Source organism: Geomonas oryzisoli, assembly GCF_018986915.1.
Lineage (GTDB): Bacteria > Desulfobacterota > Desulfuromonadia > Geobacterales > Geobacteraceae > Geomonas > Geomonas oryzisoli.
This window is the reverse complement of sequence record NZ_CP076723.1, coordinates 1,008,760-1,035,744: the sequence shown is the minus strand read 5'-3', so window position 1 is coordinate 1,035,744 and position 26,985 is coordinate 1,008,760. Positions and strand designations below refer to the sequence as shown.

Sequence of the window (26,985 nt, the reverse complement as noted above, 5' to 3'; positions counted from 1 at the left end):
GCAGGCATTGACAAGAGGATTAACGAAGCGGACGAGAGCTGTCCCAATTCAGCGAGGAAAGGACTTCCCGCAACGCCGAGAGCTTGTAAGGCTTCTGTACGAAACCGGAAATCCCTGTCCCCGGGAACTTGCGGGAGATCTCGTGCTCGCTGAACCCGCTGGACATGATCACCCTCACCTGCGGGTCGATCAGGTGCAGTTCCCTCAGGCACTGTTCCCCGTCCATCTGCGGCATGGTCAGGTCGAGCAGTACCAGGACGATGTCGTTGCGGCGGCGAAAGATCTCCACCCCCTCCTGCCCGTCGGCGGCCGTCACCACCTGGAACCCCAACTCCCCCAGCATCTCGGTGCCGAGGGCGCGGATGTTGTCTTCATCGTCGATGAGCAGGACGGTGCCGCTCCCCCGCCAGGTCTCCCCCGGCGGGGATTCCGGGTGCTCGAGCCGGGCCGGCGCGTCGCCGGCGGGGAGGAACACCCTGAAGGTGCTCCCCTGCCCCGGTTCGCTCTGGACCCGGATCGCGCCCTGATGGCCACGGACGATGCCGAGCACGGCCGCCATCCCCAGTCCGCGCCCGGTGAACTTGGTGGTGAAGAACGGCTCGAAAATCTTGGCCATGGTGTCGCGGTCCATGCCGCAGCCGGTGTCGGACACCTCCACGTAGACGTAGAGCCCGGGCCGGACCGGATCGGAGAGCCATGCGCGGTCGAGGCGGGACTCGGCGCACTGCTCGCACCCGGTCGAGATGGTGATGATCCCGCTGCGGTCGCCGATCGCCTCGGAGGCGTTGATGACCAGGTTCATCAGCACCTGGCGGATCTGGGTGGCGTCGGCGGTGACGGCAGGCAGGGGACGGCACAGGTTGTAGACGAGCTGGGCCTTCTTCGAGACCGAGACGCTCAGCATGTGCCCCATCTCCTCCACCAGGCGGTTCAGGTCCAGCTCCTCGGTCACGAAATGTCCCTTGCCGGAGTAGGCAAGCATCTGGTGGGCCAGGTCCGAGGCCCTCGCCGCCGCCAGCTCGATCCGGCGCAGGTTTTCGACAACCGGAGCATCGGGGGAAAGCCGCATCAGGGCCAGGTCCGTGTTGCCGACGATGACGGTGAGGATGTTGTTGAAGTCGTGGGCGATGCCCCCTGCCAGCACCCCGAGGCTCTCCAGCTTCTGGGCGTGCAGCATCTGCTTTTCCAGCTTCAGGCGTTCCTCTTCGGCCCTCTTTCTCTGGGTGATGTCGTGGGCGGACCAGATCACCCGGCCGCCGGGCATGGGAGTCACGTTGCCGGTGAACCAGATCTCCTCACCCTCGATGTCGAGACTGTAGTCGACCGCGACGGTCGTTCCGGCGGCGAGGGCCTTGCGGATGGTGGAGACGAAGAAATCTGCGATCTGTTTCGGGAAGAGATCGGGGATTTTCCGCCCCAGCAGCTCGTTGGGCGGGAGATACAGCTTCTTCGTACTGGTGGGGGCGATCTCCAGGTAGCGCCCCTCGGCGTCCAGGACAAGGATGACCTCGGTGAGCGAGGCGAAGATGGAGCGCAGTTTCAACTCCGAGGCATGCAGCGCCTCTTCGGCATGCCTGCGTTCGACCACCTCGTTTTCAAGCCGCGCGTTGGTCTGGGAAAGCTCACGGGTTCTTTCCTCGACCATGCGGCGCAGGATGACGGGCTGCCTGGCCAGCCAGTAGGCCGTCAGGGCGGCGAGGGAACTCAGGATGAGGACCAGTCCCCCCTCGGCAAGGAGCGTCCGCCACTGGTACCACCCTCCCACCGGCTCCACGGAAAGGGTCCATTCGCCGTTGGGGATGACGATCTTCTGGCTCACCGGTCGCGTGAGCTTCCCCCCCTGCTTCCAGAAGACGTCGAGCGTCCCGGTGTCGGGCTTGATCCTGGAAAGACGGAAGTTGAACTCGGCGCTGAGCGTTCGGTGCAACTGCAACGTGTCGAAGAAGGTCTCCAGCCTGATCATGGCTGCGGTGAAGCCCCAGAAACGCTGTTGTCCCTCGCCCCCCTTCACATACACCGGGAGCCTTCCCATGAGCGCCAATCCGCCCTGGACCAGTTCGAAGGGTCCCGCCAGCGTGAGCGAACGGTGGCGCAACGCCTCCATGGCCTCCTTGTTGGCGTTAGCCTGGTCCAGGAGGTTCAGACCGATCGCCTTCTCGTTTCCCTGCAGCGGGTAGATCTCCGAGATGACGCCGCCGGGGACCAGTTGCAGGGCGCTGAGTCCCGGGTAGAGCTCGAGCATCTCCCTGGCCAGTTCCTGGAAGTTGTCTATCTTGCCGTTGCCTTGCCGTATCACGGCGGCCAGGGCGTAAGTCGAGGAAATCGAGCGGTTCAGTTGTTCCTGGATGTCGTGGGCAGCCTTGACGGTGAGACCGATGACCTGCTGGCGGCGGGCGTCCTGGCGCTTGGCCTCGTACAAGAGCATGATCGAGCCGGACAGGAACAGGGCGAGCAGAAAGGCGAGGAGGGCGACACTCCAGACCGGGACGCTATCCGGGCGGGTGGAGTGGGGTACGGCGGAGGAGGTGGTGGGCGCGGGGCCCATGTGCGCATCGTTCATGGCGACTCGCTGTAGCGGCAGTACTGCGAAAGAAGCGGCAACCTCCTGAATAACCGAAACTCCGCAGGAGTGCAAGCCTTTTCAGCGGAAGCCGTTTCAACCCATCCGGTCCAGCAGGCGCAACAGGCCGTCGAGGATGGTCACCGGGTGTGGCGGGCACCCCGGGATGTAGAGGTCGACCGGAAGCAGGCGGTCCACGCCGTCATGGGCGGCGGGGGAGCCTATGAAGGGGCCGCCGTTGATGGCGCAGGCGCCGCAGGCGACGACGAGCTTCGGGGCGGGGATGGCCCGGTAGGTCTGCAAAAGCGCCTCGCGCATGTTTTCGGTGACCGGGCCGGTGACCCAGAGGGCGTCGGCGTGACGCGGGCTGGCGACGAACTGCAGCCCGAAGCGCCCTATGTCCCAGCCGATGGTGGAGAGGACGTTGCTGTCGGCCTCGCAGGCGTTGCAGCCGCCGGCGACTACCGAGCGGAACTTGAGCGAGCGGCCGAAAAGGGCCAGCATCTTCCGGTCCAGGGCCTGCGCCAGCCTGCGCTCCTCCCCAGCCCGCACTACCAGGTCTTCGCGGGAGTTGACGGCCAGGCGCGCGTCGTTGCTGTAGGAGATGGCACCGCTCGGGCAGGCGTCGGTGCACCCGGCACAGAACAGGCACTTGCCGAGGTCGACGGCGAGCCCGTTTTCACACCCCACCGCTCCCACCGGACAGGCGTCGGCACAGAGACGGCAGTCCGGGGGGCACAGGGAGCTCTTCAGCTCAGGATAGCCGCGGAAGCGCTCCGGCAGCGGCAGCGGCTGTTTCGGGTACGCCATGGTGCGATGCCCCTGCTTGATGCGGGCGAGTATGGCCTTGATCATGATGCGACTCCTGTCTTTACACCAACAGTTACGATTCCCCCTCCCCTCGCGGGAGGGGGAGTTGAAATCGGCCCAGCCTCCTAGGGGATTCTGTGCACTAGAGGTCGAACCCGCAGTAGGAAAGGTTGAAGCTCTTGTTGCACAGCGGGAAGTCGGAGATCTGCCCCCCACGGAGCGCCAGGGCGAGACCGGTCCAGTTGTGGAAGGAGGGATCGGTCACCTTGTAGCGCTGGAAGTGGCCGCGCGCGTCGGTCAGCGCCACGTGGCAGACCTCGCCGCGCCACCCTTCGGTGAGCGCCACGGCCAGCTGTTCCCCCGCCACCTCGCGCACGGGATTCGCGACGGCAACGCCGGGAAGCTGGGAGAGCTGCTCCTCGATGAAATCGAGCGACTTCTCGATCTCCAGCCAGCGCACCAGGGTCCTCGCGTAGACGTCTCCGCTTTTCGCCGTCTCCACCGGGATCTGGCTCATGCTGTAGATGCCGAAGGGGTGGTCGCGCCGGATGTCACGGTTCAGGCCGCTGGCGCGGGCGGCGGGGCCGACGAGCCCCAGCTCGATGGCCGTCTGCTCGCTCACCACGCCGGTCCCCTCGAGCCTCGCCAGTACCGACGGCGTGTCCCAGAGGAGATCGACCGCGTTCTGCACCTCCTCGCGGGCCACCTTGATGCGGTCGGAGAGCTGGCGGGCGCCGTCGGCGCCGAGATCGAAGCGGACCCCGCCGGGGAGGACCAGGTCGCGGCCGAAGCGGCTGCCGCAGATCCCCGCGGTCATGTTGAGGAAGTCGCCGCGGATCCTGCCGCAAAAGGAAGCGGTGGGAAGATAGCCCACGTCCCCCGCGATGGCGCCCAGGTCGCCGGTGTGGTTGGCAAGCCGCTCCAGCTCCAGCGCGATGCCGCGCACCGCCTGGGCCCTGGCGGGCACCCGCGTCTCGGAGAGCGCCTCGACGATCATGGCGTAAGCGGTGCCGTGGCCGATAGTGGTGTCGCCCGCCACGGTCTCCATGAGCTTGCGCATCCGCTCGCCCGGGCGCCCCTGCATCATGCGCTCGACGCCGCGGTGCTGGTACCCCAGCGAGATCTCCAGGTGCATCACCTCCTCGCCGAAGCACTGGAAGCGGAAATGCCCCGGCTCGATGATGCCGGCATGCACCGGGCCGACGGCTACCTCGTGCACCTCCTCGCCTTCCACCCGGTAAAAGTCCATCACGCCGATGGTCGGCGGGGGCTCCGGGGTATCCCCGGGAAGGGAGCCGAGTGCCGGGGCGAAGCGGACCGGCTTGGGCCAGGGGTGCCCCTCCAGGTTCAGGTAGAACTGCTCGGCGATCTCGCGCTCGAAGAGGTGCAGCTGCGGCGCCTGGGGCACCAGCGAGTAGAAGCTCTTGCCGGTGATCAGGGTACTCATGACACCGATGGTGGCGTGGCTTTTAAAGGAGAGGAGGCAGAACAGGCGCACGCCGTCCTCCTCCTGCATGCCGAAGTAGGAGACCACGCGCCACCCGCCGGCCAGGGCGGAAAGAAGCGCCTGGGCGAAGCGCTCCGGCGCGTGCTGCGGGATCTCGCGGCGCGACAGGACGCCGCCGTTTTGGGTGAAGACCATGGCGGGACTCATGCCTCACCTCCCAAAAGCTGCGCCGCCTCGTGCAAGAGATCCTGCAGCGGCGACGGGATCCACAGCCCCAGCACCAGCACCAGCCCCATCAGCAGCAGGGGGGGGACGACGGTGGGTACGGCATCGCGGTACCGGGTCCGCTCCAGGTCCGGCGGCAGCTCGCCCAGGACCACCGGGAGCACGGTGGAGGCCATACCGATGAAGATGAGCGCCAGGAACAGCAGGAACAGCGCACCGGTCCAGTGGTTCCCCTGCCCGAAAGCGGAGGAGACGATCAGGAATTCGCTGACGAAGGGGGCGAAGGGAGGCGACCCGGTGATGGCGAGGAACGCGGCGAGAAAGAGCGCCGCGGACCAGGGGGTGCGCCGCAGGGCGCCGCGCACGAACTGGGTGCTCTTGGAGTTGAAGGCGCGGTGGATGTTGCCGCAGGAGAGAAAGAGCACCCCCTTGGTGAGGGAGTTGTTGATCATGTGCAAAAGCCCCGCGAAGAGCGCCCCCTTCCCCAGCCCCAGCGCCACCGCGATGATGCCGACGTGCTCGACGCTCGAGTAGGCGAGCATCCGCTTGAAGTCGCTTTGGCGCGCCATGAACACGGCGGCGAAGGCCATGGAGACGAGCCCCATGGTCAGGAGCACCTGCTGGAAAAGCGCCCCTTCGGTCGAGGCGACCGCGACCTGGTAGACGCGCAACAGCGCAAGAAGGGCGCAGTTCACCAGCCCGCCGGCAAGCAGCGCCCCCACGAGCCCCGGGGCCTCGCCGTAGGCGTCCGGCTTCCAGGTGTGCAGGGGAGCGAGCCCCATCTTGGAGCCGAAGCCGACCAGCAGGAAGATGAAAGCGGCGTGGCGCCACCCCGGGTGCAGCGCGGCCGCGTCCCGGATCAGGGTCGGGAGAAGGAGGCTCACCTCCTGCTTGGCGACGATGGTGGAGTAGGCGAGGAAGAACAGCCCCAAAAGCGCGATGGCGATACCGACCGAGCAGATGAGGAGGTATTTCCAGGTGGCCTCGATGGAGCGGGCGTTGTGGTTGAAGTAGATGAGCGGCGCCATGGTCAGGGTGGTCGCCTCCAGCGCGATCCACAAAAGCCCCAGGTGCTGCGAGATGACCACCAGCGAGGTCGCGGAGAGACAGACCAGCAGCGAGGCGCACAGGATACGGTTCGGACGCTTCAACCGGTAGCTCAGGTAGCCGACCGCATACAGGGAGCAGATGGTGAAGAGCACGCTGTTGGCCATGAGCACCAGCTTGCCCAGGGGATCGAGCCAGATCCATCCCGCCGGGGACGGGGGCGGCGTGTGCACCAGGAGCGCGGCACTCACCCCGAGCTGCGCAAGCGAGAAAACGGGGAGCACCCAGACGCGCCGGCGGTTGTCCGGTACAAGCCAGGAGAGCGCGGCGCCGAGAAGCGGAAGCAGGACCAGGGCCCACATCATGTCGCTATTCCTCCCTCAGCGCGGAGAGTCTCGAGGTGTCGATGCTCGAGAACTCGCGGCTGATGTGGTTGATGACGATGCCCATCACGAAGATGCCGACCAGGAGGTCGAGGAGCGCCCCCGCCTCCACCATGACCGGCATGGCGTCGGCCAGGAGCAGACCGAACAGGAAGATGCCGTTTTCCATGAGGAGATACCCCAGCACCTGCGAGATCGCCTTGCGCCGCCCCATGAGCACCAGGAAGCCGCTCATGAGGGTCGCGGCGGCGGCGGGCACGATCAGGAGCCCCTCGTGCTCCGGAGAAAGCGGGAGCTTCGCCGCGAAGATGAAGGCGAGCGAGGTGAAGAGCGCCCCCAGCACCAGCGAGGGGATGTAGCCGATGAAGGGGGAGAACTCGCGCTCGATCTCCGCCTTCTTGATGGCGCGGATGATCAGGATCGGGATCAACCCTCCCTTGACCAGGATGATGCTCACCACGATGAAGCTGACGTGCCAGGAGAAGGGATGCACCAGCGCCGGGAGCGTCCCGAGCAGCACCCCCTGCACCGCGACGCAGCGCACCGAGAAGGCGAGGCGGCTGGTGCCCAGGACGGCGAAGTTGATCAAAAGGCAGAGAACCAGCAGCTGGTCGGCCAGGGAATTCATAGGGTCACCTCACAACCAGGACCAGGGAGAATGCGGTCAGGATCAAGGCCGCCACCAGAAGCTGCGGCACGCGGATCAGCCTCAGACGCGCCATCACCGATTCCACCACCCCGATGGCGACGGCAAGGAGCAGCATTCCGGCCGCGAACACCACCCAGTCGAGGTAGGCGTTGCCCGAGGCGAAGGGGAGCGCGATGTTCACGAAGAGCGCCCCTAAGAGGTAGAGCTTCAACGCGGCGCCGTAGAGGACGCAGCAGAAATAGGGGCCGCTGTGGTCCAGCACCATCACCTCGTGGATCATGGTGAGCTCTAAGTGGGTGTTGGGGTCGTCGAAGGGAATGCGGCAGTTCTCCGCCAAGAGCACCACGAAGAGGCCGGCCAGCAGCAGGATAAGCGAAGCGCCGGTCCCCATCCAGACCGGGAGCGTTACGTGCTGCAGCATGGGGGTAAGGCTCATGGTCCCGGAGAGCCTGGTCAGGGTGATCAGGGCGAAGAAGAGCGTCGGTTCGGCGAGGCAGGAGAAGCTCACCTCGCGGGCCGCCCCCATCCCCTCGAAGCTGGAGGCGGTGTCGAGCGCCGCCGTGGTGGTGAAGAATCGTCCCAGCGCGAAGAGGTAGGCGAAGAGGATCATGTCCCCCTCGAACGAGATCGGTGCCGGGTGCTTGCCCAGCGGCACCAGGAGCGCGGCGAAGAGCGTGGCGGCGAGCGTGACCACCGGCCCGGCCCGGAAGATCCAAGTGGTGCTGTCGGAGAGGACGATCCCCTTTTTCATGAGCCGCCCCATGTCGTAGTAGGGCTGCAGGAAGGGAGCGCCCACCCGTCCGGCGAAGGCCGCCTTGGTCTTGCCGATCACCCCCAGCAGCAGCGGCGGCATGGCCAGCACCAGCACCACGTGGAAGATTGTGTCGATCATGTCCAACTCCTATTGAGTAAGACTCCTGGAGAATCGTTTACTGCAGCCGTTGAGCGCTCTCGTGACCCGGCCCCTTCCACCCGAAAGGCACCAGGTCCCCTCCCCCGGAGGGGGAGGGCTAGGGAGGGGGATAACCACCATCTGATCCCCCCTCCCGACCTCCCCCCTCCGGGGGGAGGAGTTACCGCGCAAACGGCTGTCTCAAACTCTAATGCACCCACAAAAGGAGCAACATCAACGTCACGAAGATATAGAGAATATAGATCTGCACCTCGCCGTGCTGCAGCCTCCTCACGAAGGCGCAGCCGATGCCGAGGACGTTCAGCACCGGCAGCACCACCCGGTGCAGCAGGGTTTCCTCGGGGTGATAGCTCAACCGTACCGCTGCCGGGGTAAGGCCGGCCACCTGCCCCACCGTGATCCGGGTACGGATCAACGAGCCTGAAAGCGAGGAGAAGAACGCGCCGAACGAACTCCCGGTGTACTGGATGCGCGGGGAGGGACGGAGGTAGCCGCAGCCCCAGGTGGGGGCGGATACCGCACTGCCGCCGGTCTTCGCCTTCAGGAACAGGTACAGGATCGCCGCCAGGCAGATGACGCTTACCCCCGCCAGCGCGAACCAGACCGGTGCGATGGGGAGCACGGCTGCGCGGGCCAGGCCAGGGGCGAGGACCCGCATGGCGGGCTGCACCAGGGCAAGGAAGAGTTGCGGGAAAAGTCCGCCGGTGAGGGCGAGGCAGGCGAGCAGGGCGATGGGGGCAAGCATGGTGCCGGTCGCCTCGTGGGCCTCGGCTGCGGCAGCCGTGCGCGGCTCACCCAAAAAGGCGATGCCGTAGAGTTTCACGAAGGAGATCACCGCGACGCCCCCCACCAGTGCCAGCACCGGCGCGCCGAGGGCGACGAAGGGCTGGCCGGCACGGGCCTCGCCGAAGAAGCCAAGGTAGAGAAGCATTTCGCTGGCGAAACCATTGAAGGGGGGGAGGCCGCAGATGGCGACGGCGCCGCACAGGGTGAAGAAGGCGGTGTAAGGCAGCCGGCGCGCCAGCCCCCCCATCCGGTCCAGGTCGCGGGTACCGGTGGCGTGCATGACGCTTCCGGCACAGAAGAAGAGCAGCGGCTTGAAGATGACGTGGTTCAGCACGTGGAAGAGCGCGCCGGCAAGCCCCAGGAAGGCGAGCCGCTGGTTGCCGGTCCCATCCCCTAAGAGGAACATCCCGATACCGGCGCTGATGATGCCGAGGTTCTCAATGCTGCTGTAGGCCAAAAGGCGCTTGATGTCCTTCTGTGCCGAGGCGACACAGATCCCCATCACGGCCGAGCCAAGCCCCGCCACGGTGAGCACCCCGCCCCACCAGAGCGGGCGCTCCGTAAAGAACGAGATCACGCGCAGGATGCCGTAGATCCCGATCTTCAGCATGACGCCGGAGAGGAGCGCCGAGACGTGACTCGGGGCGTTGGCGTGGGCAGAGGGGAGCCACAGGTGCAGCGGCATGATGCCCGCCTTCGATCCGAAGCCGGCCAGGACGAGCCAAAACAGCGTCGCAGCAAGCCCCGCGCCGACGGCAAGCGAGCCGGCCGCGGGAAATCCGAAGCTGCCGGTGATCATGAACAGCGAGGCGAACAGGACCAGGAGCGCCGCGCCGCCGAGATGGCTCGCCACCAGGTAGACCGTACCGGCACCGCGGACCTCACCTTCACGGTGCTCAGCGACCAGCAGGAAATAGCCGGAAAGGGCCATGATCTCCCACGCCATCACGAACAGGGCGCCGTTGCGGGACACCACCACCAGCGCCATCGCGCAGGCCAGCAAACCGTAAAAAAAGGTGACGCTTCTTTGGGAGCTGTGCGAGGCGGCGGGCCAGTAACCAAGGGCGTAGAGGGAGCCGGCGGGGAAGATCAGAAAGATGGGGATCAGAAAGAATAGAGAGAGAGGGTCGAGGGCGACTTCGCAGGGGCCGAAAGGGAGGTTCCAGTTCAGGAGGAAGCTTGCTTCTCCACCACCTATCAGCAGGTAGAGAAGAGACGGAAGCGCGAGGAGAGAGCTGGTCAGCGCGGCTACCGAGGCCAGCCGTTGTCCGAGTGTCCCGTCTCGCAACACAAGACCGGGAAGCCCCGAACAGCCGGCTAGAGCTATTGAGCAAAGGACCAGGATAGCCGGGTCCCGCATCATGTCAAAAAACAACATAACCCACCCTTTCGAACCAGGAACGGATCGTCAATCTGCCCATCGAGTTTCAACCTTCCGCGCAACCGGGAATGCCGGCGGTGCGGAAGGGGAGCAAGGCTGCCAGAACTGCCGCTTTTCCCTTCAACTGCAGCGACTGGGTGTCGATACGGTATACAAGGGCGACAGGGACCTCACCATACTCCCTGAAAATCGATTTGTCAAAAAAAGATTTCTAATCTGTTTGGCAAGGCCGATAAAACAACAATACTGGCGAAGTTGCTTGTTTTCAAGCGGTCTGCCGTTATCATTAAACACGAGTTTCGTTTTTGTTTCGAACATTGTTATAGGAACATCGACGGCCCGGAGTTTTTGCCCGGCGCTGTCGGAAACCGTTACGACTGCATCAAAGGAGGGAACCTGTGAAGAGTCATGTTTGGCGCCCGCTGGTCGTGGTGCTGGCGGTGATCGCCCTGGTGCTGGTGGCGCGCGAAGTGCTGGTCCCGGCCGATTTCGGGATCGGCGCCAGGGGGTACATGTACGGCTGGCATCGCGCCGGCAACGAGCAGCAGTGGAAGGACGTGAAGGTGAAGTACAAGACCGCCGCCTTCTGCAAGGATTGCCATCCCGACAAGTATGACGAGATGAAGGAATCGCCGCACCGCAACATCAACTGCGAGAACTGCCACGGCCCCGCCCTCAACCATCCGGACGATCCCAAGTCGTTGACCATCGACCGTAGCCGCGAGCTCTGTGCCCGCTGCCACACCCGCCTCCCCTACCCCAACAGCGGACGCGGCGTGATGAAGGGGATCGACCCCAAGACCCACAACGTCGGACTGGACTGCGTCACCTGCCACTGGCCGCACGATCCCAGGAAGGAGGGGCACAAGAGATGATTTCGAGACGATCCTTCTGCAAGAAATCCCTGCTCATCGCCGGGGGGCTGGCGATTCCCCTCTCCTGCCTGGAACTCTTCGACCCGAAACGGCTTCTCGCCGAGAAGGACGAGAAAGGGGCGCGCTGGGTCTTCCTGGTCGACACCCGCAAATGCGTGGGGTGCGGCTTCTGCGTCAAGGGGTGCAAGGTGGAGAACGAAGTGCCTTACGACGCCAACGTGACCCGCACCTGGGTGGAGCGCTACGTGGTGACCAAGGACGGCAAGACCCACATCGACTCCCCCAAGGGGGCACGCGACGGCTTCCCCAACAAGGGGATCGACATCGGCCATGGCAAGTTGGAGGAGATCAAGGACGAGGACATCGAAAAGGCGTTCTTCGTGCCCAAGCTCTGCAACCAGTGCGACAACCCGCCCTGCGTCCAGGTCTGTCCGGTGGGGGCCACCTACCAGACCGCGGACGGCGTGGTGCTGGTGGACCGGAAGTGGTGCATCGGCTGCGGCTACTGCATCATGGGGTGCCCCTATGGCGTGCGCTTCTTCCATCCCGTCTTCCACGTCGCGGAGAAGTGCAACTTCTGCTACCACCGCATCACCAAGGGGATGCAGACCGCCTGCGTCGACAGCTGTGCCTTCGGGGCGCGCCGGGTAGGAAACCTCAGGGACCCCGAGGACCCGGTGACCAAAGTCATCATGACCGAGCGGGTCAACGTGCTCAAGGAAGAGTACGGCACCAAGCCGCAGGTCTTCTACCTCGGCCTTTCCAAGGAGGTGAAATAGCCATGGTGCACGGAGAAGCCTGGACCATAAAGGAGTTTTTCACCTACCCCAACGAGTACATCTACTGGACCATCCAGATCGTCATGTACCCGTTCATGACCGGCCTCGTCGCCGGCGCCTTCGTACTCTCCTCGCTGTACCACGTCTTCGGCGTGAAGCAGTTGAAGGGGATCGCGCGGTTCTCGCTGGTGTTTTCCTTCGCGCTGCTGCCGGTCGCCATGCTCCCCCTTTTGATGCACCTGCAGCAGCCGCTGCGCGGTATCGAGGTGATGCTGACGCCGCACTTCACCTCCGCCATCGCCGCCTTCGGCATCGTGTTCAGCACCTACGGCATGATCGTCGCCTCCGAGCTCTGGTTCGTGTTTCGCAAGCACTTCGTGGAGACGGCGCTTGCGCTCAAGGCGATAGAGGGACGGACCGTACTGCAACAGGGGCAGTATCTGTTGTTCAGCATCCTGACACTTGGGGCCTGGGACATCTCCCACGATGCGCTCGAGGCGGACGAGCGGGCGGTCAAGAAGCTTGCCGCCGCCGGTATCCCGGTTGCCTGCTTCCTGCACGGCTACGCCGGGTTCATCTTCGGCTCCGTCAAGGCGAACGCGCTTTGGATGACGCCGCTCATGCCGGTCATCTTCATCTGTTCCGCGGTCGTTTCCGGCATCGCCCTGTGCATCCTGACCTACATCCTCACCATGGAGATACGAAAGCAGCTGTCACGTCGGCGCAGGCTCGCCCACCCCGAGCTCCCCTCCATGGACGAGTTGAAGAGCGCGGAAGCCCACGTCGTGGCCATGACCTCGCGCTACCTGCTCATGTTCATGGTGGCGGCCATCACGCTGGAGCTTTTGGACCTGATATTCAGGGGTTATACGGCGGTAAAGTCGTGGGACATCCTGAGGAGCGTCATCTATGAGCGGGACTTCGTGAACATCTTCGTGGTGCAGTACGGGCTGGGGAACCTGGTGCCGTTCGTCCTGTTCCTGATTCCGGGGTTGACCATACGGCGGGCAGCGGTGGGGACCGTGCTGGTGCTTTTGGGCGTCTTCATGATGCGCTGGAACGTCGTCATCGGCGGGCAGGCGTTCTCGTCGTCCTTCTCAGGGTTCATGCACTACGTCCTGCCGCTGTGGCCGGACAGCATGGAAACGCTGAAGGAGGGGCTGGTGGGCGCCCTCATCGTCGCCGGGGTGCCGTTCTGCCTGTTCTACCTGCTGAACAAGGTGATGCCGGTGTTCAAGGAAACACATTGAAAAGGCGAAGGACGTTCTACGTTCTACGTTCTACGTTCTACGTTCTACGTTCTAAGTTCTACGTTCTACGTTCTAAGTTCTAAGTTCTACGTTGCCGCCCCTCGCCCTCCGGGCATGTCCACCGTAGCCTAGGCGCAGGTGGAAGAGAGGCGGGGGTGAAGGGTAACAGGCGTTACAAAAACAGAGGCGGGCGAATAATTATTCGCCCGCTTTTCTTCGCATTCGCCCGCCTTTCTTTTCACGAAGCTACTGCCCGCTGGTAATGGCAAGCAGCAACACCAGCGTCACGAAGGTGTAAAAGATGTAGATATTCAACTTGCCATGCTGCAGACGCCGTACCGGCTGCGCTTTTTCGAACAGGTACTCGAGAAACGGAAGGTACCCTTTCTCCAGCACCGTCTCCGGAACGTGACTCTCGTGGCTCGAGTGCCCCGGGAAAAGCCCCTGCACCTCGGTGCGGTGCCGCACGGGACGGAGCAGCAGCGCGAACCATCCCACCAGGATGGCGCCGAAGGAGGAGGCCGTGTACTGCATCCGGGGCGCGGGCCTCAGGTAGCCGCAGCCCCAGGTGGGAGCGACCGGAACCGGCAACATGGCGGCACGCCTGGCAAAGAAAACCCAGAGCAGGACCAGCAGCAGAAGCAGCCCCACCCCCAGAATCGAAATCCATCCGAAGGGAACCAGCCCCGCGACCCCTTGCTGCAACGCCAGCGCTCCGCCGTACTCGCGCAGGGCGCCATTCAAGACGGGAACGAAGAGCCCCGGCGCCAACCCGATCAGCACGCAGCACCCCGCCAGGATCCCCATGGGAACCAGCATCCCGACACCCGCCTCGTGTGCTCCTTCATGCACCCTCGAGCGCGGCAGCCCCAGGAAAACGACCCCGTACACCTTCACGAAGCAGGCAACCGCCAGCCCACCCACCAGCGCCAGCACCGGCGCGGCCAGTGCGGGGAGCGACGGTCCCAGGCCGACCGCTGCGCCGATCGAGTTGAACGCGCCCAGGTAGATCATCAACTCGCTGACGAACCCGTTCAAAGGGGGAAGGCCGCAGATGGCGACCGCTCCCACCAGGAAAAGCAGCGCCGTCCTGGGCAGCCGGCGCGCCACGCCTCCCATGAGATCGATCTCCCTGGTACCGGTGGCATGAATGACCGAACCGGCCGAAAGAAAGAGCAGCGCCTTGAACAGGGCGTGGTTCACGACGTGCAAGAGCGCGCCCGCCGCGCCCAGAGCGACCAGCGCCTCCCACCCCTGGTTCGCGCCGATGAGCGCCATGCCCAGTCCGATCAGGATGATGCCGATGTTCTCGATGCTGTGGTAGGCCAGAAGCCGCTTTAGGTCGTGCTGTCCGATGGCGTAGGCGACCCCGAGCACGGCCGAGATGCAGCCCAACACGAGGACCAGGGCGCCCCACCATAGCGGCGGATCAGCAAAGGCGGAGAAGACGCGCATCATCCCGTAGATGCCGGTTTTCAACACCACGCCGGAAAGGATGGCAGAAACGTGGCTGGGGGCGTTGGCGTGCGCCGAGGGGAGCCAGATGTGCAGCGGCATCACCCCGGCTTTCATGCTGAAGCCGAACAGGGCGGTCAGAAAGACGGCGGTGGCCAAGGGACCTGCAGCAGTAAGAGAGCCGGGCGCCGGGAAGATGTAGGCGCCGGTGGCGGCGTTGAGGAGCGAGAAGGTGGCAAAGAGCGCCAGGGCGCCCAGGTGGGCCGTGATCAGGTAGAGTACCCCCGCCTCGCGCACCTCGTGCTTTTCGTCCTCGGTAGTAAGGGCGAAGTAGGCGGCCAGGGCCATTACCTCCCATCCCATTAGGAAGAGCATGGTGCTTTTGGCCAGCAGCACGACGGTGAGGGCCGCGGACAGCAGTCCCAGGAAGAAGGCGAGCTTGCCGCCGTGCTCCATGTGGCGTGCCACCGGCCAGTAGCCGGCACCGTAGACGGCGCAGCAGCCGGTGACGATGAAGATGGGGAGCAGAAACAGTGCGGAAAGGGCATCGACCCCGACCTCCAGCCCCCCGAAGGGAAGGCCGGACGGGAGCAGCCAGGTTCCGGCGGTGGGAGAGAAGACGGCGCAGAGGGCACCGGCACAGCCGATCAGCGACGCTGCCGCCATGAGGGCGGCTCCCGCGCGCTGGGCGAGGTCCGACCCCTTGCGCCAAAGCAGCGGCAGCCCGGACACGGCTTGGCAGCAAACGGCGAGCAACAACAGTCCAAGAGAAGTCGCAGGCTCGCCGGAGAAGGTCATGATCAGCTCCTCTTGCCGCGCTCGCAGCGTCGGGCGGCCTCCATGATGGTCGTGGGATGACAGGCGTTGAGGGTGCCCCGGAACTCCCGGTCGTGCAGGGCGTAGGCGAGCCGGGACAGAAGGTGCAGGTGGACCTTCACGGTGGGGCTGGTGATGAGAAACAGGATGCGCACCGGGATGCCGTCGAGAGCCCCGAAGTCGATCGGGTGCTCCAGGAAGCAGAGGGATACCGCGGGCTTCGGTTTGGTCTGCAGCAGGATGGGGTTGCGGACGTGGGGAATGGCGATGCCGTCGCCGACGGCGGTGGTGCCCAGCGCCTCGCGGGCCAGGAGCACCTGGAGCAGGAACTCGGGGTCCACCTGCGGCGGGAGCTGCATCAGGTTCACCACGTTGCGCAGCACGGAGAGCTTGTCGTCTCCGGGCACGCCGCAGTGAATCCCGCCGGCCTCCAGCGCCTGGGCCAGGGAAGGAAGGTCGAGGTCCGCCTGCACCGCCTCGAACAGCTCGGGGGGCACCTTGATGCCGTGCTCGGTGGCCCACTCGAGGAGGTCGACCCGGTTGATCTGGTAGATGCCGTGCACCAGCGTGGCGGGGAGCTTTTCCTTCTTGATCCACTTGAGGACCGTGCTCTCGTCCTGGTGCAGCAGCGCGGCCACTTCTGAAGCCTTCATCAACATCGACAGTTACCCCCATTGCAGAACAGGAAAAGGTATAGCACCGTTAAGATGAAGATGCAACGTCGTTAATGTCGAAAAAGCGAATCTTCCCGGCCGGTTGGCGGCCCGAATCGGCAGAAAAGACACCGTCATGACTACAAGCGAATCTTTGTCGCCTCGCCCAGAGGAAACAGCCCATACCGAAGCTCTACCGTTGCCCCCACGTCCTCCCCTTTGCGAAGGGGAGACAGAGGGGATTTGCCTTGTGCTTATCCCCCTGTCCTTTGCGGATGCCTGGCTAAACTGCAAATCCCCCCTGTCCCCCCTTCGTTAAAGGGGGGGAACGCCGATTCACGTGCAGCATCGGGAACGCGGATCACGTTCAACGTTTGGTGGGCAACATACTCTGCAGGTCCCGGTGAAATGAAAAAGCCCCCGGATCGCTCCGGGGGCTTTTTGTTGCCACTGTTATTTCTTGGCGTGCTTCTCGCCGCCGGGGACGTCCTGGCCGCCTGCCGCATGGCAGTCGCTGCAGTTCGCCTTGTAGAGCTCGTCGCCGATGTCGACCGGGTGGACGAACTGTTTCACCGGTGCGCTGGTCGCAGGGATGTTCTCCTGCTTCTGCCCCAGCACGGTGTGGCACATGTTGCAGTCCTTGGAAATCACCTTGCCGGCCGCGGTCTTATGCTTGCCGTCGTGGCAGCGGAAGCATCCCGGGCTGTAGAAGTGCCCGATGTGGTTCGGATAGGTGTTCCAGGTGATCTTCATCGCGGGGAAGAAGTTCCTGTTGTAGATGTCCTGCACCACGGTCACGGCGTGGGCGAGTTCCTTCGCCTTGTCCTTGGCCACCTGCGGATAATTCTTGTTGTAGTACTCGGGGAGTTCCTTGGCGATGGTCGCCTTGGCCTCTTCCTTGTTCTTGTACGGCCTGGTCAGGATCTCCACCGCGGCCTTCTTCAGGTACGGCAGGCCGAGATCGATGCGCTTGGCGGCGAAGGCCTCGTCCATCTCCACAGCCGGGGAGCGGTACACGTGCGCCGGACGGTTGTGGCAGTCCAGGCAGTCCATGACCCGCTTCTGCGCCTTGGCCACGTCGTCCTTGGAGAGCGGCTTCTCGGTATCCATATACTCGGTCACGGACCCGTCCTTCTCCTTGACGGCGATGTACGGGATGCTCGAGCGCTGCCTGTCGAGAGCGATGTAGGAGACCTCCTGGCCGATGTGCCAGTGGATGCCCCTGTGGTGCTCGCTCTTCGGGGTCCCGCCGATGTTGATCAGCATGTTGATCTCGCGCGGGGTGTTCTCCTCGTTGGGAGCGTAGTGGTAGAACACCTTCTGGCGCCCGGCGTAGAACTTCTCGGGCCAATGGCAGTGCTCACAGGTATCACGCGCCGGACGGAGGTTGTCGATCGGGGTTTCGATGGTCTCCGGGTAGGTGTGGAACGCTACCGCGTAGAGCTGCCTCATGCCGGAGATCTTGGCCTTGACGTACCAGGCGGCGCCGGGGCCCACGTGGCACTCGACGCATTTCACCTTGGCGTGCGGGGAGTTGGCCCACGCCACGTGCTCGGGCTCCATGACTTGGTGGCAGAGCTCACCGCAGAAGGTGGTCGACTCGGTGAACTCGTACCCTTTCAGGGAGGCCACGGAGACGATGAGCACGAAGCCGATGCTGGCGACGACGAAGAAGAGAAACAGATGGCGCTTGTGCGCGTCGTTGAAGTCCACCCGCGGGAACGGGGGGATGTCCTCGTCGGGGTGCCTGCGCCTCTTTTCCCGTACCACGTACGCGCCCAGCGGGACCAGGATGAGGCCCACGATAAGCATGCCCGGGAAGAGGAAGTAGGTCATCAGGCCGAGGTAGGGCTTCTCAACGCCGGTGATCCCCTCGTAGGAGAGGAAGCCGATGATCAGGCCCGTCGCGGTGACGGCCAGGATCATGCCGACCAGACTGATCAGGTTCCAGGCGTAGCCGGCATACTTTCTAAGTGCCATAGTGTTCGTCTCCTTGCGTGTTTACGTATGGTTACAGAAAAATAGGGCAGAACCTTACTATCCGACATGACTTATGTCAAAAAAAACTATGTTAATGTATACGCGATATTTTAAAACGGCTATCTACGAAAAACCCGCAGAAAAAACTGGAGAATTGAAGTGACCACTGAAGCCAGCGATCCAGAATTAAAAAACAATGTTATACTATCAAACAAACTTATACGATGCAAGCGATTACTCATGAGGAGCCCCGGGAGGCGTTATCCTCCCATCACGAGTCGTAGCCGAACTCCTTGAGCATGCGGCTGTTGTCGCTCCACTCGCCACTCACCCGCACGAACAGCTCCAGGAAAACCTTGGTGTCCAAGAGCCGCTCGATCTCCTGGCGCGCCTGGGAACCTATCTTCTTGAGCATGTCGCCCTTGCGGCCGATGATGATCCCCTTCTGGGAGTCGCGCTCCACATTGATGGTGGCCTGGATCGCCACCACCCCGGTTTCCCGCTCCTTGAAGCTGTCCACCACCACCGCCGTCGAATAGGGAACCTCGTCGCGGGTCAGCCGGAAGATCTTCTCGCGGATGATCTCGGCCACGATAAAGCGCTCCGGCACGTCGGTCAGGATGTCGTCCGGAAAATAGCAGGGCCCCTCGGGCAAGAGCCCGTGCACCAGTTGCACCAGTTGCTCGACGCCGTCGCCGGAAGCGGCGGACACCGGGATGATCTCCTTGAAGGGGTAGGTCTCCCCGTAGGCCGCCATGCGCCCCAGCAGATCCCCCTTCGGTATCAGGTCGATCTTGTTCAGCACCAGGATCACCGGGGCCTCGACGCCGGAGAGGACCTCCTTGATCATGCCCGCCTCTTTCTCGGGATCGAAGGCGCCGTCGACCAGGAACAGGATCAGGTCCACGCCCTGCACCGAGGAGAGCGCCTCCTCGACCATGAACTTGTTGAGGCGGGTCTTGGCGCGGTGGATGCCCGGGGTGTCGAGGAAAACGATCTGCCCCCCCGGCACGTTGTGGATCCCCTTGATCTGGTTGCGGGTGGTCTGCGGCTTGTCCGAGGTGATCATCAGCTTCTCACCGAGGATGCGGTTCAACAACGTGGATTTACCGACGTTCGGCCGCCCCACGATGGAGACGAAACCGGAACGGAATATCTTATCAGACATCTACATGCCCTCCTGGCTCTTGTTGCGGTAGTCAAAGCGTTACAACATACGGGAATTGATTCGGCAAGGAAAGCGTTCTTTGCATCCGCACCGGTGTAAGGCGCACCGACACAGTATACCTCGAACAGGCGTTCTGCCTAGTGGCGGGAATGAGGCTCGAAGAGTCGGGCGTGCCGCCTGAGCTCGTCCCAGGTGAGGGAGATGACGTCGGGGGCGAGGTCGTGCTCCTCGCTCACGGAAGCCGTCACGCCGTAGCGTGCCGCCAGCCGGTGGAGGTTTGCCCTTCTCTGCCCGACGAGGTCGGAAACCCTGCCGGGAGGAGCGCCAAAGCTGACCCGGCTTCCGGCGGGAACCCCGTCGAGCAGGTCGCACATGCGGTCGAAGCAGAGTTCGGACTCGACCAGCTGTCCGAAGGCTGGATGGTAGGGACCGGCCAGCACCACCCCGGGCGAGTCGAGCTCGGAGGTGGGCTGCAGCCCGAAGCGGATCACCGGGATGCCTGCCCGCCCGGCCGCCTCCAACATCTCCTTGCACAGGGTCACCGCCTGCGGCAGGTCGAGGGGCCGGTAGCTTCCCTCGCGGTAGCGCCGCGCCAGTTCGGTCCCCTCGATCACCAGGGTGGGGTAGATGCGCAGAAAGGCAGGTTTCAGATCGAGGGCCCGCCGCAGCGAAGCGAGCGCGCGCTGCGGCGTATCGCCGGGGAGTCCCGGCATGAGCTGGATGCCGACCTCGATGCCAGCCTCCTTGAGGACCGCCACCGACCGCTCCACCTCGTCTGCCCCATGGCCGCGCCCGGACAGCTCGAGCACCTCGGCATGCAGCGACTGCACACCGAGCTCAACGGTGGCCACGCCGTGCCGTTTCAGGAAACGCGCCGTATCCGGGTCTACTGCATCGGGTCGCGTGGAGAGCCGCACCGACTGCAGGGCGCCGGCGCGCAAAAGCGGTTGCAGGGGGAGCAACAGCCCCTCCTGGTCCCGGCGCGGCATAGCGGTGAAGCTGCCGCCGTAAAAGGCGACTTCCAGTTGCCGCGCCGGAGCTCCCAGGTGGTACTCCTCGATGCGGTGCAGCAGTTGCGCCGGGGTAGGCAGGGTCCCTGCCGCGCCGGCAACCCGGACCTGATTGCAGAACACACAGCGGTGCGGGCACCCCTGGTGGGAAATGAAGAAGGGGACCAGCAGCGGTCTCACCGCTCCCCCTTGAGGAGGAAGGTAGCGGCACGGGCGGCGTCCTGCTCGGCTTCTTTCTTGGTCCTGCCCACCCCCTCCCCCATCAGATCATCGCCCAGGTACACCTCGACGGTGAAGCGGCGGTCGTGGTCGGGGCCGGTGGCCTCTTTCAGTTGGTAGCGCGGCAGCTCCCGGCGCAGGGTTCTCGCCTGCTCCTGCAGCTCGGTCTTGGCGTCCCGCCCGCAGAGCATATCCGGAGAATCCAGCAGGGGCTCGAACAGCTCGTGCACCACGCGCCGCGCCGCCTCGATGCCGCCGTCCAGATAGAGTGCGGCGAGCAGGGCCTCGAAGGCGTCCGCCAAAAGCGAGCGTTTCTGCCGCCCTCCCCCTTTCTCCTCGCCGCGCCCGAGGCGCAGGGAGGCGCCCAGCTCCAGTTCGGCAGCGATGCGTGCCAGACTCACCTCGTCCACCAGCGCCGCCCGCATCTTGGTCAGCTCCCCCTCGCGGCTCTCCGGAAAGCGTCGCAGCAAAAGATCGGAGAGCAGGAAATCGAGCACGGCGTCCCCGAAGAACTCCAGCCGCTGATTGTCCTTCCCCCCTGCCTCGTTGACGTAGGTGCGATGGGTCAGCGCCTCTTGCAGCAGCTCGGGGTTGGCGAACCGGTACTTGATGCGCGCCTCGAGTCCCGCCAGGGTATCGTCCAGCTTTTCGTTCATGATGAATGCCCGTACCTATCCTTAATTTGAGCCAAATATAGACAAAGGGGGGCGGCATGGCAATAGGGTTCTCAGCGGCAGCGGCGTGGCCGCGTGAGGGAGCTCTTCCGGCGGTGTCACGTAAACCGGCGCCAGTGGCGGCCAGCCCTTGCGCCACAGGCCTTCGCGGGGGCATTTAAATCTTGCATAATAATCACCCCTCCCATATAATTCAGTGATTTTATAGGGGATCATGAGACCTAAGACATGGGCTTTTTCATTACATTTGAAGGCGTTGAAGGGTGCGGCAAAACAACCCAGTTGAGGCTCCTCAAGGAGCGCCTGGAGTCGGCCGGAGAGACGGTGGTGGCGACCCGCGAGCCGGGGGGGTGCCCCATCGCGGACCAGATGCGCGCCATCCTGCTCGACGCCAATAACAGCGCCATCACGCCGCTGGCCGAACTGTTGCTCTACGCGGCGGCACGCGCCCAGCACGTTCAGGAGGTGATCGCCCCGGCGCTTAAGCGGGGCGAAACGGTGCTGTGCGACCGGTTCACCGACGCCACCGTGGCCTACCAGGGACACGGCAGGGAGCTCGACCTCGACGTCATCCACCAGTTGAACGTGCTCGCCACCGGCGGGGTACAACCGGACCTCACCGTGCTCATCGACTGCCCGGTCCAGGTAGGGCTGTCCCGCGCCCTGTCCCGCATCGAGGCCACCACCGGCGCACGCGAAGAGCGTTTCGAGCTGGAATCGGTACGCTTCCACGAGCGGGTGCGCGATGGCTACCTGGCGCTGGCGCGGGCCTATCCGGAACGCTTCGTGGTGGTGGACGGCTCCGGCGACGTGGCGAGGACCGAGGTACTGGTCACCGCGGCGCTCATGGACCGACTCCCGGCAGGTAGGCGCTAGATGCCCTTCTCGGAAGTAATCGGACAGGACCGGGCCATCTCGGTGCTGAAGCGCTCCATTGCGCTGGAGCGGGTGGCGCATGCGTACCTCTTCTCCGGCATCGACGGGTGCGGCAAGAAAAAGACCGCCCTGGCCATGGTTCAGGCGGTTTTCTGCGGCAAGGAAGAGGCCTGCGGGGTCTGCTCCTCCTGCCGCAAGATCGCCAGCGGGCAGCACCCGGACCTGCACATCCTGGAGCCCGACGGCGCCTTCATCAAGATCGACCAAGTCAGGGAACTGCAGAAGGAGCTCTCCTACCGTCCGTTCGAGGCGCCCAAGAAGGCGTGCATCATCGACGGCGCCGAGAAGCTCAACCTGGCCTCGGGCAACGCCCTGCTGAAGACCCTGGAGGAACCGCCTGGCAACGCGCTGATGATCCTGATCACCGCCGAGCGCTCCGCCGTCTTGCAGACCATCCTGTCCCGCTGCCAGACGCTCGATTTCCAGCCGCTACCGGCCGAGCTGATCGAGGGGCGCCTGGTGCGGGACCAGTTCCCGGCAGAGGCGGCGCGGGTGGCGGCCTCGCTTTCCGGCGGCAGCCTGAGCCGGGCCCTGGAGGTTGCCGGGGACGGCGTCCTCGAAGGTCGGGTGAGCTTTCTGGAACGGGTGCTCGCCCTGAACCTCAAGGACATCAACACCCTGTTTTCCACCGCGGAGGAACTTGCCGCGGATAAGGAAGGGCTTCCCGGATTCCTCGAGCTGCTCCTGTCCTTTCTCCGGGACGTGCTCATCTACCGCTCGACGCCGGACGCGCTGGCCAACTCGGACCTGGCGCACCTGGTGGCGAGAGAGGCCGGGCGCTGCACGGAGGAGGCAAGCATCGAACTGATCGAGCAGCTGGTCAGCATGCGCCGCCTGCTTGTTCGCAACGTGAACGCGAGGCTGGCACTGGAGGTTTTCTTCATGCGCCTCGCGGCGCGGTAGACCAGTAGCACCTGGTACACGAACCACAGGTTAACCAAGACCTGTTTTCTCTTTGGAGGCATTTTTGGCAAAGATTGTAAGGATTCAATTCACCACCGCGGGCAAACTCTACGACTTCACCGCCGGCAAGGCCAACGTGAAGGCGGGCGACCGGGTTATCGTGGAGACCGAGCGGGGTAAAAGCATAGGACAGGTCGTGGCGGGTCCCATCGAGGTGGACGACGCGCTGGTCCCGGAGGGGACCAAGCCGGTGCAGCGTCTGGCCGAACTGGCCGACCTGGCGACCCTTGCCGCTAACACGGCAAAGGAGAAGGAAGCCCACAAGTTCTGCCTCGCCCGGATCAAAGAGCGGAACATGGACATGAAGCTCGTAAAGGTTGAATACCTCTTCGACGGTTCCAAGGCGATCTTCTACTTCACCGCCGACGGCCGTGTGGACTTCCGCGAACTGGTCAAGGACCTGGCCCACGCCTTCCACACCAGAATCGAGATGCGCCAGATCGGGGTGAGGGACGAATCCAAGATGGTCGGCGGCATCGGCATCTGCGGTCGCGAGCTTTGCTGCTCCTCTTACCTGCGCGAGTTCGAGCCGGTCTCGGTAAAGATGGCCAAGGAACAGAACCTGGCGCTCAACCCGAGCAAGATCTCGGGGCAATGCGGCAGGCTCCTGTGCTGCCTCTCCTACGAGTTCGACACCTACTGCTCGCTCAGAAAGGGTCTCCCCAAGTGCGGCAAGCGGGTGCAGTGCGGCTGCCACGACGGCGAGGTGGTCAAGGTGAACGTGCTGGAACAGACGGTGACGCTGAAAACGGCCGACGACTCGCTGGTGACGCTGAAAGGGGAGGACATCGCACCCGAGAACATCAGCGACCGCGTCAAGAAGCCGCCGCAGGGCAAGGGTGAACAGCAGGGGGGCGACAAGGGGAAACCCCAGGGTCCCGGCAAGCAGCGCCGCAACAGGCCCGTCGACGTCAAGGAAAGGAAAAAGGAGAAACCACAATGAAACCCGCTTTTTACGTCACCACCCCCATCTACTACGTAAATGACGTCCCGCACATAGGGCACGCTTACACCACCCTGGCCGCGGACGTGCTGGCGCGCTACAAACGGCTCAAGGGTTTCGACGTCTTCTTCCTGACCGGCACCGACGAGCACGGCCAGAAGGTCGAGAAGGCAGCCACCGCGGCCGGCGAGACCCCGCTTGAGCTGGCAGACCGCGTCATGAAGCGCTTCCAGTCGCTCTGGGAGAAGCTGGAGATCTCCAACACCGACTTCATCCGCACCACCCAGGAGCGCCACAAGAAGGGGGTTTCCGTCCTCTTTGAGCGGGTCATGGAGAAGGGCGACATCTATCTGGGCGAGTACGAGGATTGGTACTGCACCCCGTGCGAGACCTTCTGGACCGAGACCCAGCTGATCGACTACAAGTGCCCGGACTGCAACCGTCCCACCGAAAAGCTCAAGGAGGAGTCCTACTTCTTCAGGATGAGCAAGTACCAGGACCAGTTGCTGGCCCACATCGAGGCCAACCCGGACTTCATCCAGCCCAAGAGCCGTAGGAACGAGATCATCTCCTTCGTGAAAGAGGGGTTGCGTGACCTCTCCGTGTCCCGCACCACCTTCCAGTGGGGGATCCCGGTCCCGGGCAACGACAAGCACGTGGTCTACGTCTGGTTCGACGCGCTCACCAACTACATCACCGCGCTCGGCTACCCCGAGGAGGGCGGCGACTTCGGCAAGTACTGGCCCTGCGACGTGCACCTGATCGGCAAGGACATCCTGAGGTTCCACACCGTCTACTGGCCCACCTTCCTGATGGCGGCCGGCCTCCCGATCCCGAAGAAGGTGTTCGCCCACGGCTGGTGGACCGTCGAGGGGCAGAAGATGAGCAAGAGCCTGCAGAACGTGGTCGAGCCCAACATGCTGGTCGACAAGTACGGCGTGGACGCGGTGCGCTACTTCCTCTTGCGCGAGGTCCCCTTCGGTCTCGACGGCGACTTCTCGCACCAGGCGCTCATTCACCGCATCAACTCCGACCTGGCCAACGACCTGGGCAACCTTTTGAACCGCTCCACCGCCATGCTGGGCAAGTACTTCGGCGGGATACTGCAGGCGCCGGGCGAGGAAACCGAGTTGGACAAGGCGTACCGTGAGAAGACCGTGGCCATGATCGATCAGGTGGACAACTTCATAGAGGAGCTGGCCTTCAGCCGCGCGCTGCAGGCGATCTGGGAAGTGATCTCCGCCGGCAACAAGTACATCGATGAAACCGCCCCGTGGGCCCTGGCCAAGGACCCCGAGCAGCGGGAGCGTCTCTCCACCGTCATGTACTACATGCTGGAGAGCCAGAGGGTGGTCTACACGCTTCTCTCCGCCTTCATGCCCAAGACCGCGCAGAAGGGTCTGTGCTGCCTGGGTTGGCCGGAAGAAGCCAGCGCCGAAGGGCTCGCCTGGGGCGGCCTCAAGCCCGGCACCACCATCGCCAAGGCCGAGGCCCTCTTCCCGAGGATCGAGGAAAAGGCGGAGTAAAGACAAGCCTCACGCAAAAGCCGCCAAGACGCAAAGAAAGCAAGGCGTACAACGTTTAACAGGGATAAAAGGGATAACGGGGATAAAACCAAAGCGTAGTTTGGTTTATCCCTTTGATCCCTTTTATCTCTGTTTGTTTATGCAGTTGGTTCTTTCTTTGCGCCTTTGCGGCTTTGCGTGAGACGCCTTAGTTGTTCCCCGGCAGCGGCCGCAGCTCGCCGGGCGCGAACATGAAGAAGAAACGCAGGATGCAGTACTTGTAGAACTCGGAGAACAAGAGTTTGAAGCTCCCGGAATGACTCCACCACTCCTCCTTGAGGTTGCTGGAATCGACAGGGTGCGGATAGATGGCCACGTCCTTGGGGAGGGCGTTGCGGAACAGGATGGTGGAACGCTTCATGTGGTAACGCGAGGTGATCAGCTTGATGGAACCGACCTTGTGCTTCATGATGAGATCCCGGGCGTAGATCGCATTCTCCAGGGTGTTGCGGGAGTTCTGCTCCAGGTAGACGTTCCCCGCACCCTCCCCCTGGTACAACTCGCGTTTTTTCACCGCGGGATCAACGCCGATCAGGAACAGCTTCTTCCCCTGCCCGGCCCGGTACAGACGCACCCCCTCCTCGACCCGGCCGCGGCCGCCGGTCAACACCACGATGGCGTCACTCTTCACATCGCGCGGGGTAAGGGAGAAGGTCTTGTAGACGAAGTCCACGAACAGCACACTCAGCACGATCAGTATCAGCAACAACAGGGAGAACAGCCCCTTCAATAAAGCCATGATTTAGCACCTGAAAAAACAAGAACACCGCCACTTTTTACTTGCAACCGTGACGACTTTCTGCTATTAATTGCGACTTCAGTAATCACCGGAGGGTACAAAGAAATGTCCAGAATATGCGAGATTTGCGGTAAAGGCCCTAGCTTCGGGAACAACGTTAGCCACGCCAACAACAAGACCAGCAAAATTTGGCGCCCGAACCTGCAGAAGATCAAGGCCGTGAAAAACGGTACCGTCAGGAGCATCAAGGTCTGCACCCGCTGCATCCGCTCCGGTCACGTCACCAAGGCTCTCTAAGAAGATCTTCCGCACAGTCCCTAAAGCCGCGGCGCAATCAGCGCCCGCGGCTTTATTTGTGTCCGCCCCTTCCCTTAGCGGCAAAGAGCGGTGACCTCTATCTCCACCAGGACGCCACGCGGCAACCCCTTCACCTCGACGGTGCTGCGGGCCGGCGGGTTCTCCTGGAAGTAGCCACCATAGATGCCGTTCACCGTTGCAAAATCCCCCATGTTGGCCAGGTAGATGGTGGTCTTGACCACGTCCTGGAAGCCCAGGCCGGCGGCCGCCAAAAGCGCGCCGATGTTCTTCATGACCTGCTCGGTCTCCGCCACGACTCCCCCCTGCACCACTTCACCGGTGGCCGGGTCGAGCGCTATGGCGCCGGAGAGGAAGAGAAAGCCCCCGGCTTTCACCCCCTGGGAGTACGGGCCGATCGCCTTGGGCGCGTTTTCAGTGCTGATGATTTCCTTCATGCCGTCC

23 protein-coding genes are annotated in these 26,985 nt (G+C 63.6%); 8 read left to right on the top strand and 15 right to left on the bottom strand.

Going from position 1 to position 26,985, the window contains the following annotated elements:
* Positions 1 to 19: 19 nt before the first annotated feature.
* The 7 genes from KP004_RS04565 to KP004_RS04535 all read right to left on the bottom strand — a co-directional run bounded on the left by KP004_RS04565 (position 20) and on the right by KP004_RS04535 (position 10,198).
* Positions 20 to 2,560, bottom strand: a complete 2,541-nt coding sequence (locus tag KP004_RS04565) for an ATP-binding protein (protein ID WP_216801205.1) — start codon at positions 2,558 to 2,560, stop codon at positions 20 to 22.
* A 96-nt stretch (positions 2,561 to 2,656) separates the two neighbouring features.
* Positions 2,657 to 3,415 (bottom strand): NADH-quinone oxidoreductase subunit B family protein, encoded by a 759-nt coding sequence (locus KP004_RS04560; RefSeq protein ID WP_216801204.1) that lies wholly within the window; start codon positions 3,413 to 3,415, stop codon positions 2,657 to 2,659.
* 97 nt (positions 3,416 to 3,512) lie between these two features.
* Positions 3,513 to 5,024, bottom strand: coding sequence for a hydrogenase large subunit (locus KP004_RS04555; RefSeq protein WP_216801203.1), 1,512 nt, complete (start codon positions 5,022 to 5,024; stop codon positions 3,513 to 3,515).
* Positions 5,021 to 6,454 carry a proton-conducting transporter transmembrane domain-containing protein gene (locus KP004_RS04550; protein WP_216801202.1) on the bottom strand — a complete coding sequence of 478 codons (1,434 nt, stop codon included), beginning with the start codon at positions 6,452 to 6,454 and terminating at the stop codon, positions 5,021 to 5,023. The genes KP004_RS04555 and KP004_RS04550 overlap by 4 nt, the downstream gene beginning before the upstream one ends.
* Positions 6,455 to 6,458: 4 nt before the next feature.
* Complete coding sequence (locus KP004_RS04545) at positions 6,459 to 7,100, bottom strand: hydrogenase (protein ID WP_216801201.1); 642 nt, start codon at positions 7,098 to 7,100, stop codon at positions 6,459 to 6,461.
* A 4-nt stretch (positions 7,101 to 7,104) separates the two neighbouring features.
* The gene (locus tag KP004_RS04540) at positions 7,105 to 8,013 is read right to left on the bottom strand and encodes a respiratory chain complex I subunit 1 family protein (protein WP_199389066.1); all 909 of its coding nucleotides are present in this window, start codon (positions 8,011 to 8,013) and stop codon (positions 7,105 to 7,107) included.
* Positions 8,014 to 8,221: 208 nt separating this feature from the next.
* The gene (locus tag KP004_RS04535) at positions 8,222 to 10,198 is read right to left on the bottom strand and encodes a proton-conducting transporter transmembrane domain-containing protein (RefSeq protein WP_239026940.1); all 1,977 of its coding nucleotides are present in this window, start codon (positions 10,196 to 10,198) and stop codon (positions 8,222 to 8,224) included.
* 401 nt (positions 10,199 to 10,599) lie between these two features.
* Here KP004_RS04535 and KP004_RS04530 point away from each other — a divergent pair, with 401 nt between their 5' ends.
* The 3 genes from KP004_RS04530 to nrfD are packed head-to-tail and all read left to right on the top strand — an operon-like array spanning position 10,600 to position 13,105.
* Positions 10,600 to 11,076: a cytochrome c3 family protein gene (locus tag KP004_RS04530; RefSeq protein WP_216801200.1), complete on the top strand. Its 477-nt coding sequence runs from the start codon at positions 10,600 to 10,602 to the stop codon at positions 11,074 to 11,076.
* The gene (locus tag KP004_RS04525) at positions 11,073 to 11,855 is read left to right on the top strand and encodes a 4Fe-4S dicluster domain-containing protein (protein WP_216801199.1); all 783 of its coding nucleotides are present in this window, start codon (positions 11,073 to 11,075) and stop codon (positions 11,853 to 11,855) included. The genes KP004_RS04530 and KP004_RS04525 overlap by 4 nt, the downstream gene beginning before the upstream one ends.
* A gap of 2 nt (positions 11,856 to 11,857) precedes the next feature.
* Entirely contained in the window at positions 11,858 to 13,105 is a 1,248-nt protein-coding gene (nrfD, locus tag KP004_RS04520; RefSeq protein WP_216801198.1) for an NrfD/PsrC family molybdoenzyme membrane anchor subunit, read from the top strand.
* Positions 13,106 to 13,351: 246 nt separating this feature from the next.
* Here the strand turns inward: nrfD and KP004_RS04515 are convergent, their stop codons facing one another.
* From KP004_RS04515 to rnc, 6 genes are all read right to left on the bottom strand, one after another.
* Positions 13,352 to 15,358, bottom strand: coding sequence for a proton-conducting transporter transmembrane domain-containing protein (locus tag KP004_RS04515; protein ID WP_216801197.1), 2,007 nt, complete (start codon positions 15,356 to 15,358; stop codon positions 13,352 to 13,354).
* A gap of 2 nt (positions 15,359 to 15,360) precedes the next feature.
* Entirely contained in the window at positions 15,361 to 16,035 is a 675-nt protein-coding gene (locus KP004_RS04510; RefSeq protein WP_216801196.1) for a PTS sugar transporter subunit IIA, read from the bottom strand.
* A 447-nt stretch (positions 16,036 to 16,482) separates the two neighbouring features.
* Positions 16,483 to 18,009, bottom strand: coding sequence for a NapC/NirT family cytochrome c (locus KP004_RS04505; RefSeq protein WP_216801195.1), 1,527 nt, complete (start codon positions 18,007 to 18,009; stop codon positions 16,483 to 16,485).
* A gap of 271 nt (positions 18,010 to 18,280) precedes the next feature.
* Positions 18,281 to 19,177, bottom strand: a complete 897-nt coding sequence (era, locus tag KP004_RS04500) for a GTPase Era (RefSeq protein ID WP_216801194.1) — start codon at positions 19,175 to 19,177, stop codon at positions 18,281 to 18,283.
* A gap of 137 nt (positions 19,178 to 19,314) precedes the next feature.
* Positions 19,315 to 20,367 (bottom strand): elongator complex protein 3, encoded by a 1,053-nt coding sequence (locus tag KP004_RS04495; protein WP_216801193.1) that lies wholly within the window; start codon positions 20,365 to 20,367, stop codon positions 19,315 to 19,317.
* A complete protein-coding gene (rnc, locus tag KP004_RS04490; protein ID WP_216801192.1) occupies positions 20,364 to 21,062 on the bottom strand; it encodes a ribonuclease III in 699 nt (232 codons plus the stop codon). Before rnc ends, KP004_RS04495 begins: the two co-directional genes overlap by 4 nt.
* Positions 21,063 to 21,308: 246 nt before the next feature.
* On the opposite strand from rnc, the gene tmk reads away from it, so the two are divergent.
* The 4 genes from tmk to metG all read left to right on the top strand — a co-directional run bounded on the left by tmk (position 21,309) and on the right by metG (position 25,448).
* Positions 21,309 to 21,956, top strand: coding sequence for a dTMP kinase (gene tmk / locus KP004_RS04485; RefSeq protein WP_216801191.1), 648 nt, complete (start codon positions 21,309 to 21,311; stop codon positions 21,954 to 21,956).
* Positions 21,957 to 22,919, top strand: a complete 963-nt coding sequence (gene holB, locus KP004_RS04480) for a DNA polymerase III subunit delta' (protein ID WP_216801190.1) — start codon at positions 21,957 to 21,959, stop codon at positions 22,917 to 22,919.
* A 64-nt stretch (positions 22,920 to 22,983) separates the two neighbouring features.
* Positions 22,984 to 23,922, top strand: coding sequence for a PSP1 domain-containing protein (locus KP004_RS04475; RefSeq protein WP_216801189.1), 939 nt, complete (start codon positions 22,984 to 22,986; stop codon positions 23,920 to 23,922).
* Positions 23,919 to 25,448 carry a methionine--tRNA ligase gene (metG, locus tag KP004_RS04470; protein ID WP_216801188.1) on the top strand — a complete coding sequence of 510 codons (1,530 nt, stop codon included), beginning with the start codon at positions 23,919 to 23,921 and terminating at the stop codon, positions 25,446 to 25,448. Before KP004_RS04475 ends, metG begins: the two co-directional genes overlap by 4 nt.
* A 187-nt stretch (positions 25,449 to 25,635) precedes the next feature.
* On the opposite strand, the gene KP004_RS04465 is transcribed toward metG, so the two are convergent.
* A complete protein-coding gene (locus tag KP004_RS04465; RefSeq protein ID WP_216801187.1) occupies positions 25,636 to 26,226 on the bottom strand; it encodes a YdcF family protein in 591 nt (196 codons plus the stop codon).
* A gap of 105 nt (positions 26,227 to 26,331) precedes the next feature.
* On the opposite strand from KP004_RS04465, the gene rpmB reads away from it, so the two are divergent.
* Entirely contained in the window at positions 26,332 to 26,523 is a 192-nt protein-coding gene (rpmB, locus tag KP004_RS04460) for a 50S ribosomal protein L28 (protein WP_012531640.1), read from the top strand.
* Between the two features lie 74 nt (positions 26,524 to 26,597).
* On the opposite strand, the gene KP004_RS04455 is transcribed toward rpmB, so the two are convergent.
* Entirely contained in the window at positions 26,598 to 26,978 is a 381-nt protein-coding gene (locus tag KP004_RS04455) for a RidA family protein (protein WP_216801186.1), read from the bottom strand.
* Positions 26,979 to 26,985 lie beyond the last annotated feature (7 nt).

Coding starts and splice junctions, on each gene's coding strand:
- KP004_RS04545 (WP_216801201.1), bottom strand. CDS start 7,100: ATGAATTCCCTGGCCGACCAGCTGCTGGTTCTCTGCCTTTTGATCAAC.
- KP004_RS04565 (WP_216801205.1), bottom strand. CDS start 2,560: ATGAACGATGCGCACATGGGCCCCGCGCCCACCACCTCCTCCGCCGTA.
- KP004_RS04525 (WP_216801199.1), top strand. CDS start 11,073: ATGATTTCGAGACGATCCTTCTGCAAGAAATCCCTGCTCATCGCCGGG.
- KP004_RS04455 (WP_216801186.1), bottom strand. CDS start 26,978: ATGAAGGAAATCATCAGCACTGAAAACGCGCCCAAGGCGATCGGCCCG.
- KP004_RS04515 (WP_216801197.1), bottom strand. CDS start 15,358: ATGACCTTCTCCGGCGAGCCTGCGACTTCTCTTGGACTGTTGTTGCTC.
- KP004_RS04560 (WP_216801204.1), bottom strand. CDS start 3,415: ATGATCAAGGCCATACTCGCCCGCATCAAGCAGGGGCATCGCACCATG.
- rpmB (WP_012531640.1), top strand. CDS start 26,332: ATGTCCAGAATATGCGAGATTTGCGGTAAAGGCCCTAGCTTCGGGAAC.
- KP004_RS04535 (WP_239026940.1), bottom strand. CDS start 10,198: ATGTTGTTTTTTGACATGATGCGGGACCCGGCTATCCTGGTCCTTTGC.
- rnc (WP_216801192.1), bottom strand. CDS start 21,062: ATGAACGAAAAGCTGGACGATACCCTGGCGGGACTCGAGGCGCGCATC.
- KP004_RS04550 (WP_216801202.1), bottom strand. CDS start 6,454: ATGATGTGGGCCCTGGTCCTGCTTCCGCTTCTCGGCGCCGCGCTCTCC.
- KP004_RS04555 (WP_216801203.1), bottom strand. CDS start 5,024: ATGAGTCCCGCCATGGTCTTCACCCAAAACGGCGGCGTCCTGTCGCGC.
- tmk (WP_216801191.1), top strand. CDS start 21,309: ATGGGCTTTTTCATTACATTTGAAGGCGTTGAAGGGTGCGGCAAAACA.
- KP004_RS04505 (WP_216801195.1), bottom strand. CDS start 18,009: ATGGCACTTAGAAAGTATGCCGGCTACGCCTGGAACCTGATCAGTCTG.
- holB (WP_216801190.1), top strand. CDS start 21,957: ATGCCCTTCTCGGAAGTAATCGGACAGGACCGGGCCATCTCGGTGCTG.
- metG (WP_216801188.1), top strand. CDS start 23,919: ATGAAACCCGCTTTTTACGTCACCACCCCCATCTACTACGTAAATGAC.
- KP004_RS04540 (WP_199389066.1), bottom strand. CDS start 8,013: ATGATCGACACAATCTTCCACGTGGTGCTGGTGCTGGCCATGCCGCCG.
- KP004_RS04510 (WP_216801196.1), bottom strand. CDS start 16,035: ATGTTGATGAAGGCTTCAGAAGTGGCCGCGCTGCTGCACCAGGACGAG.
- nrfD (WP_216801198.1), top strand. CDS start 11,858: ATGGTGCACGGAGAAGCCTGGACCATAAAGGAGTTTTTCACCTACCCC.
- era (WP_216801194.1), bottom strand. CDS start 19,177: ATGTCTGATAAGATATTCCGTTCCGGTTTCGTCTCCATCGTGGGGCGG.
- KP004_RS04465 (WP_216801187.1), bottom strand. CDS start 26,226: ATGGCTTTATTGAAGGGGCTGTTCTCCCTGTTGTTGCTGATACTGATC.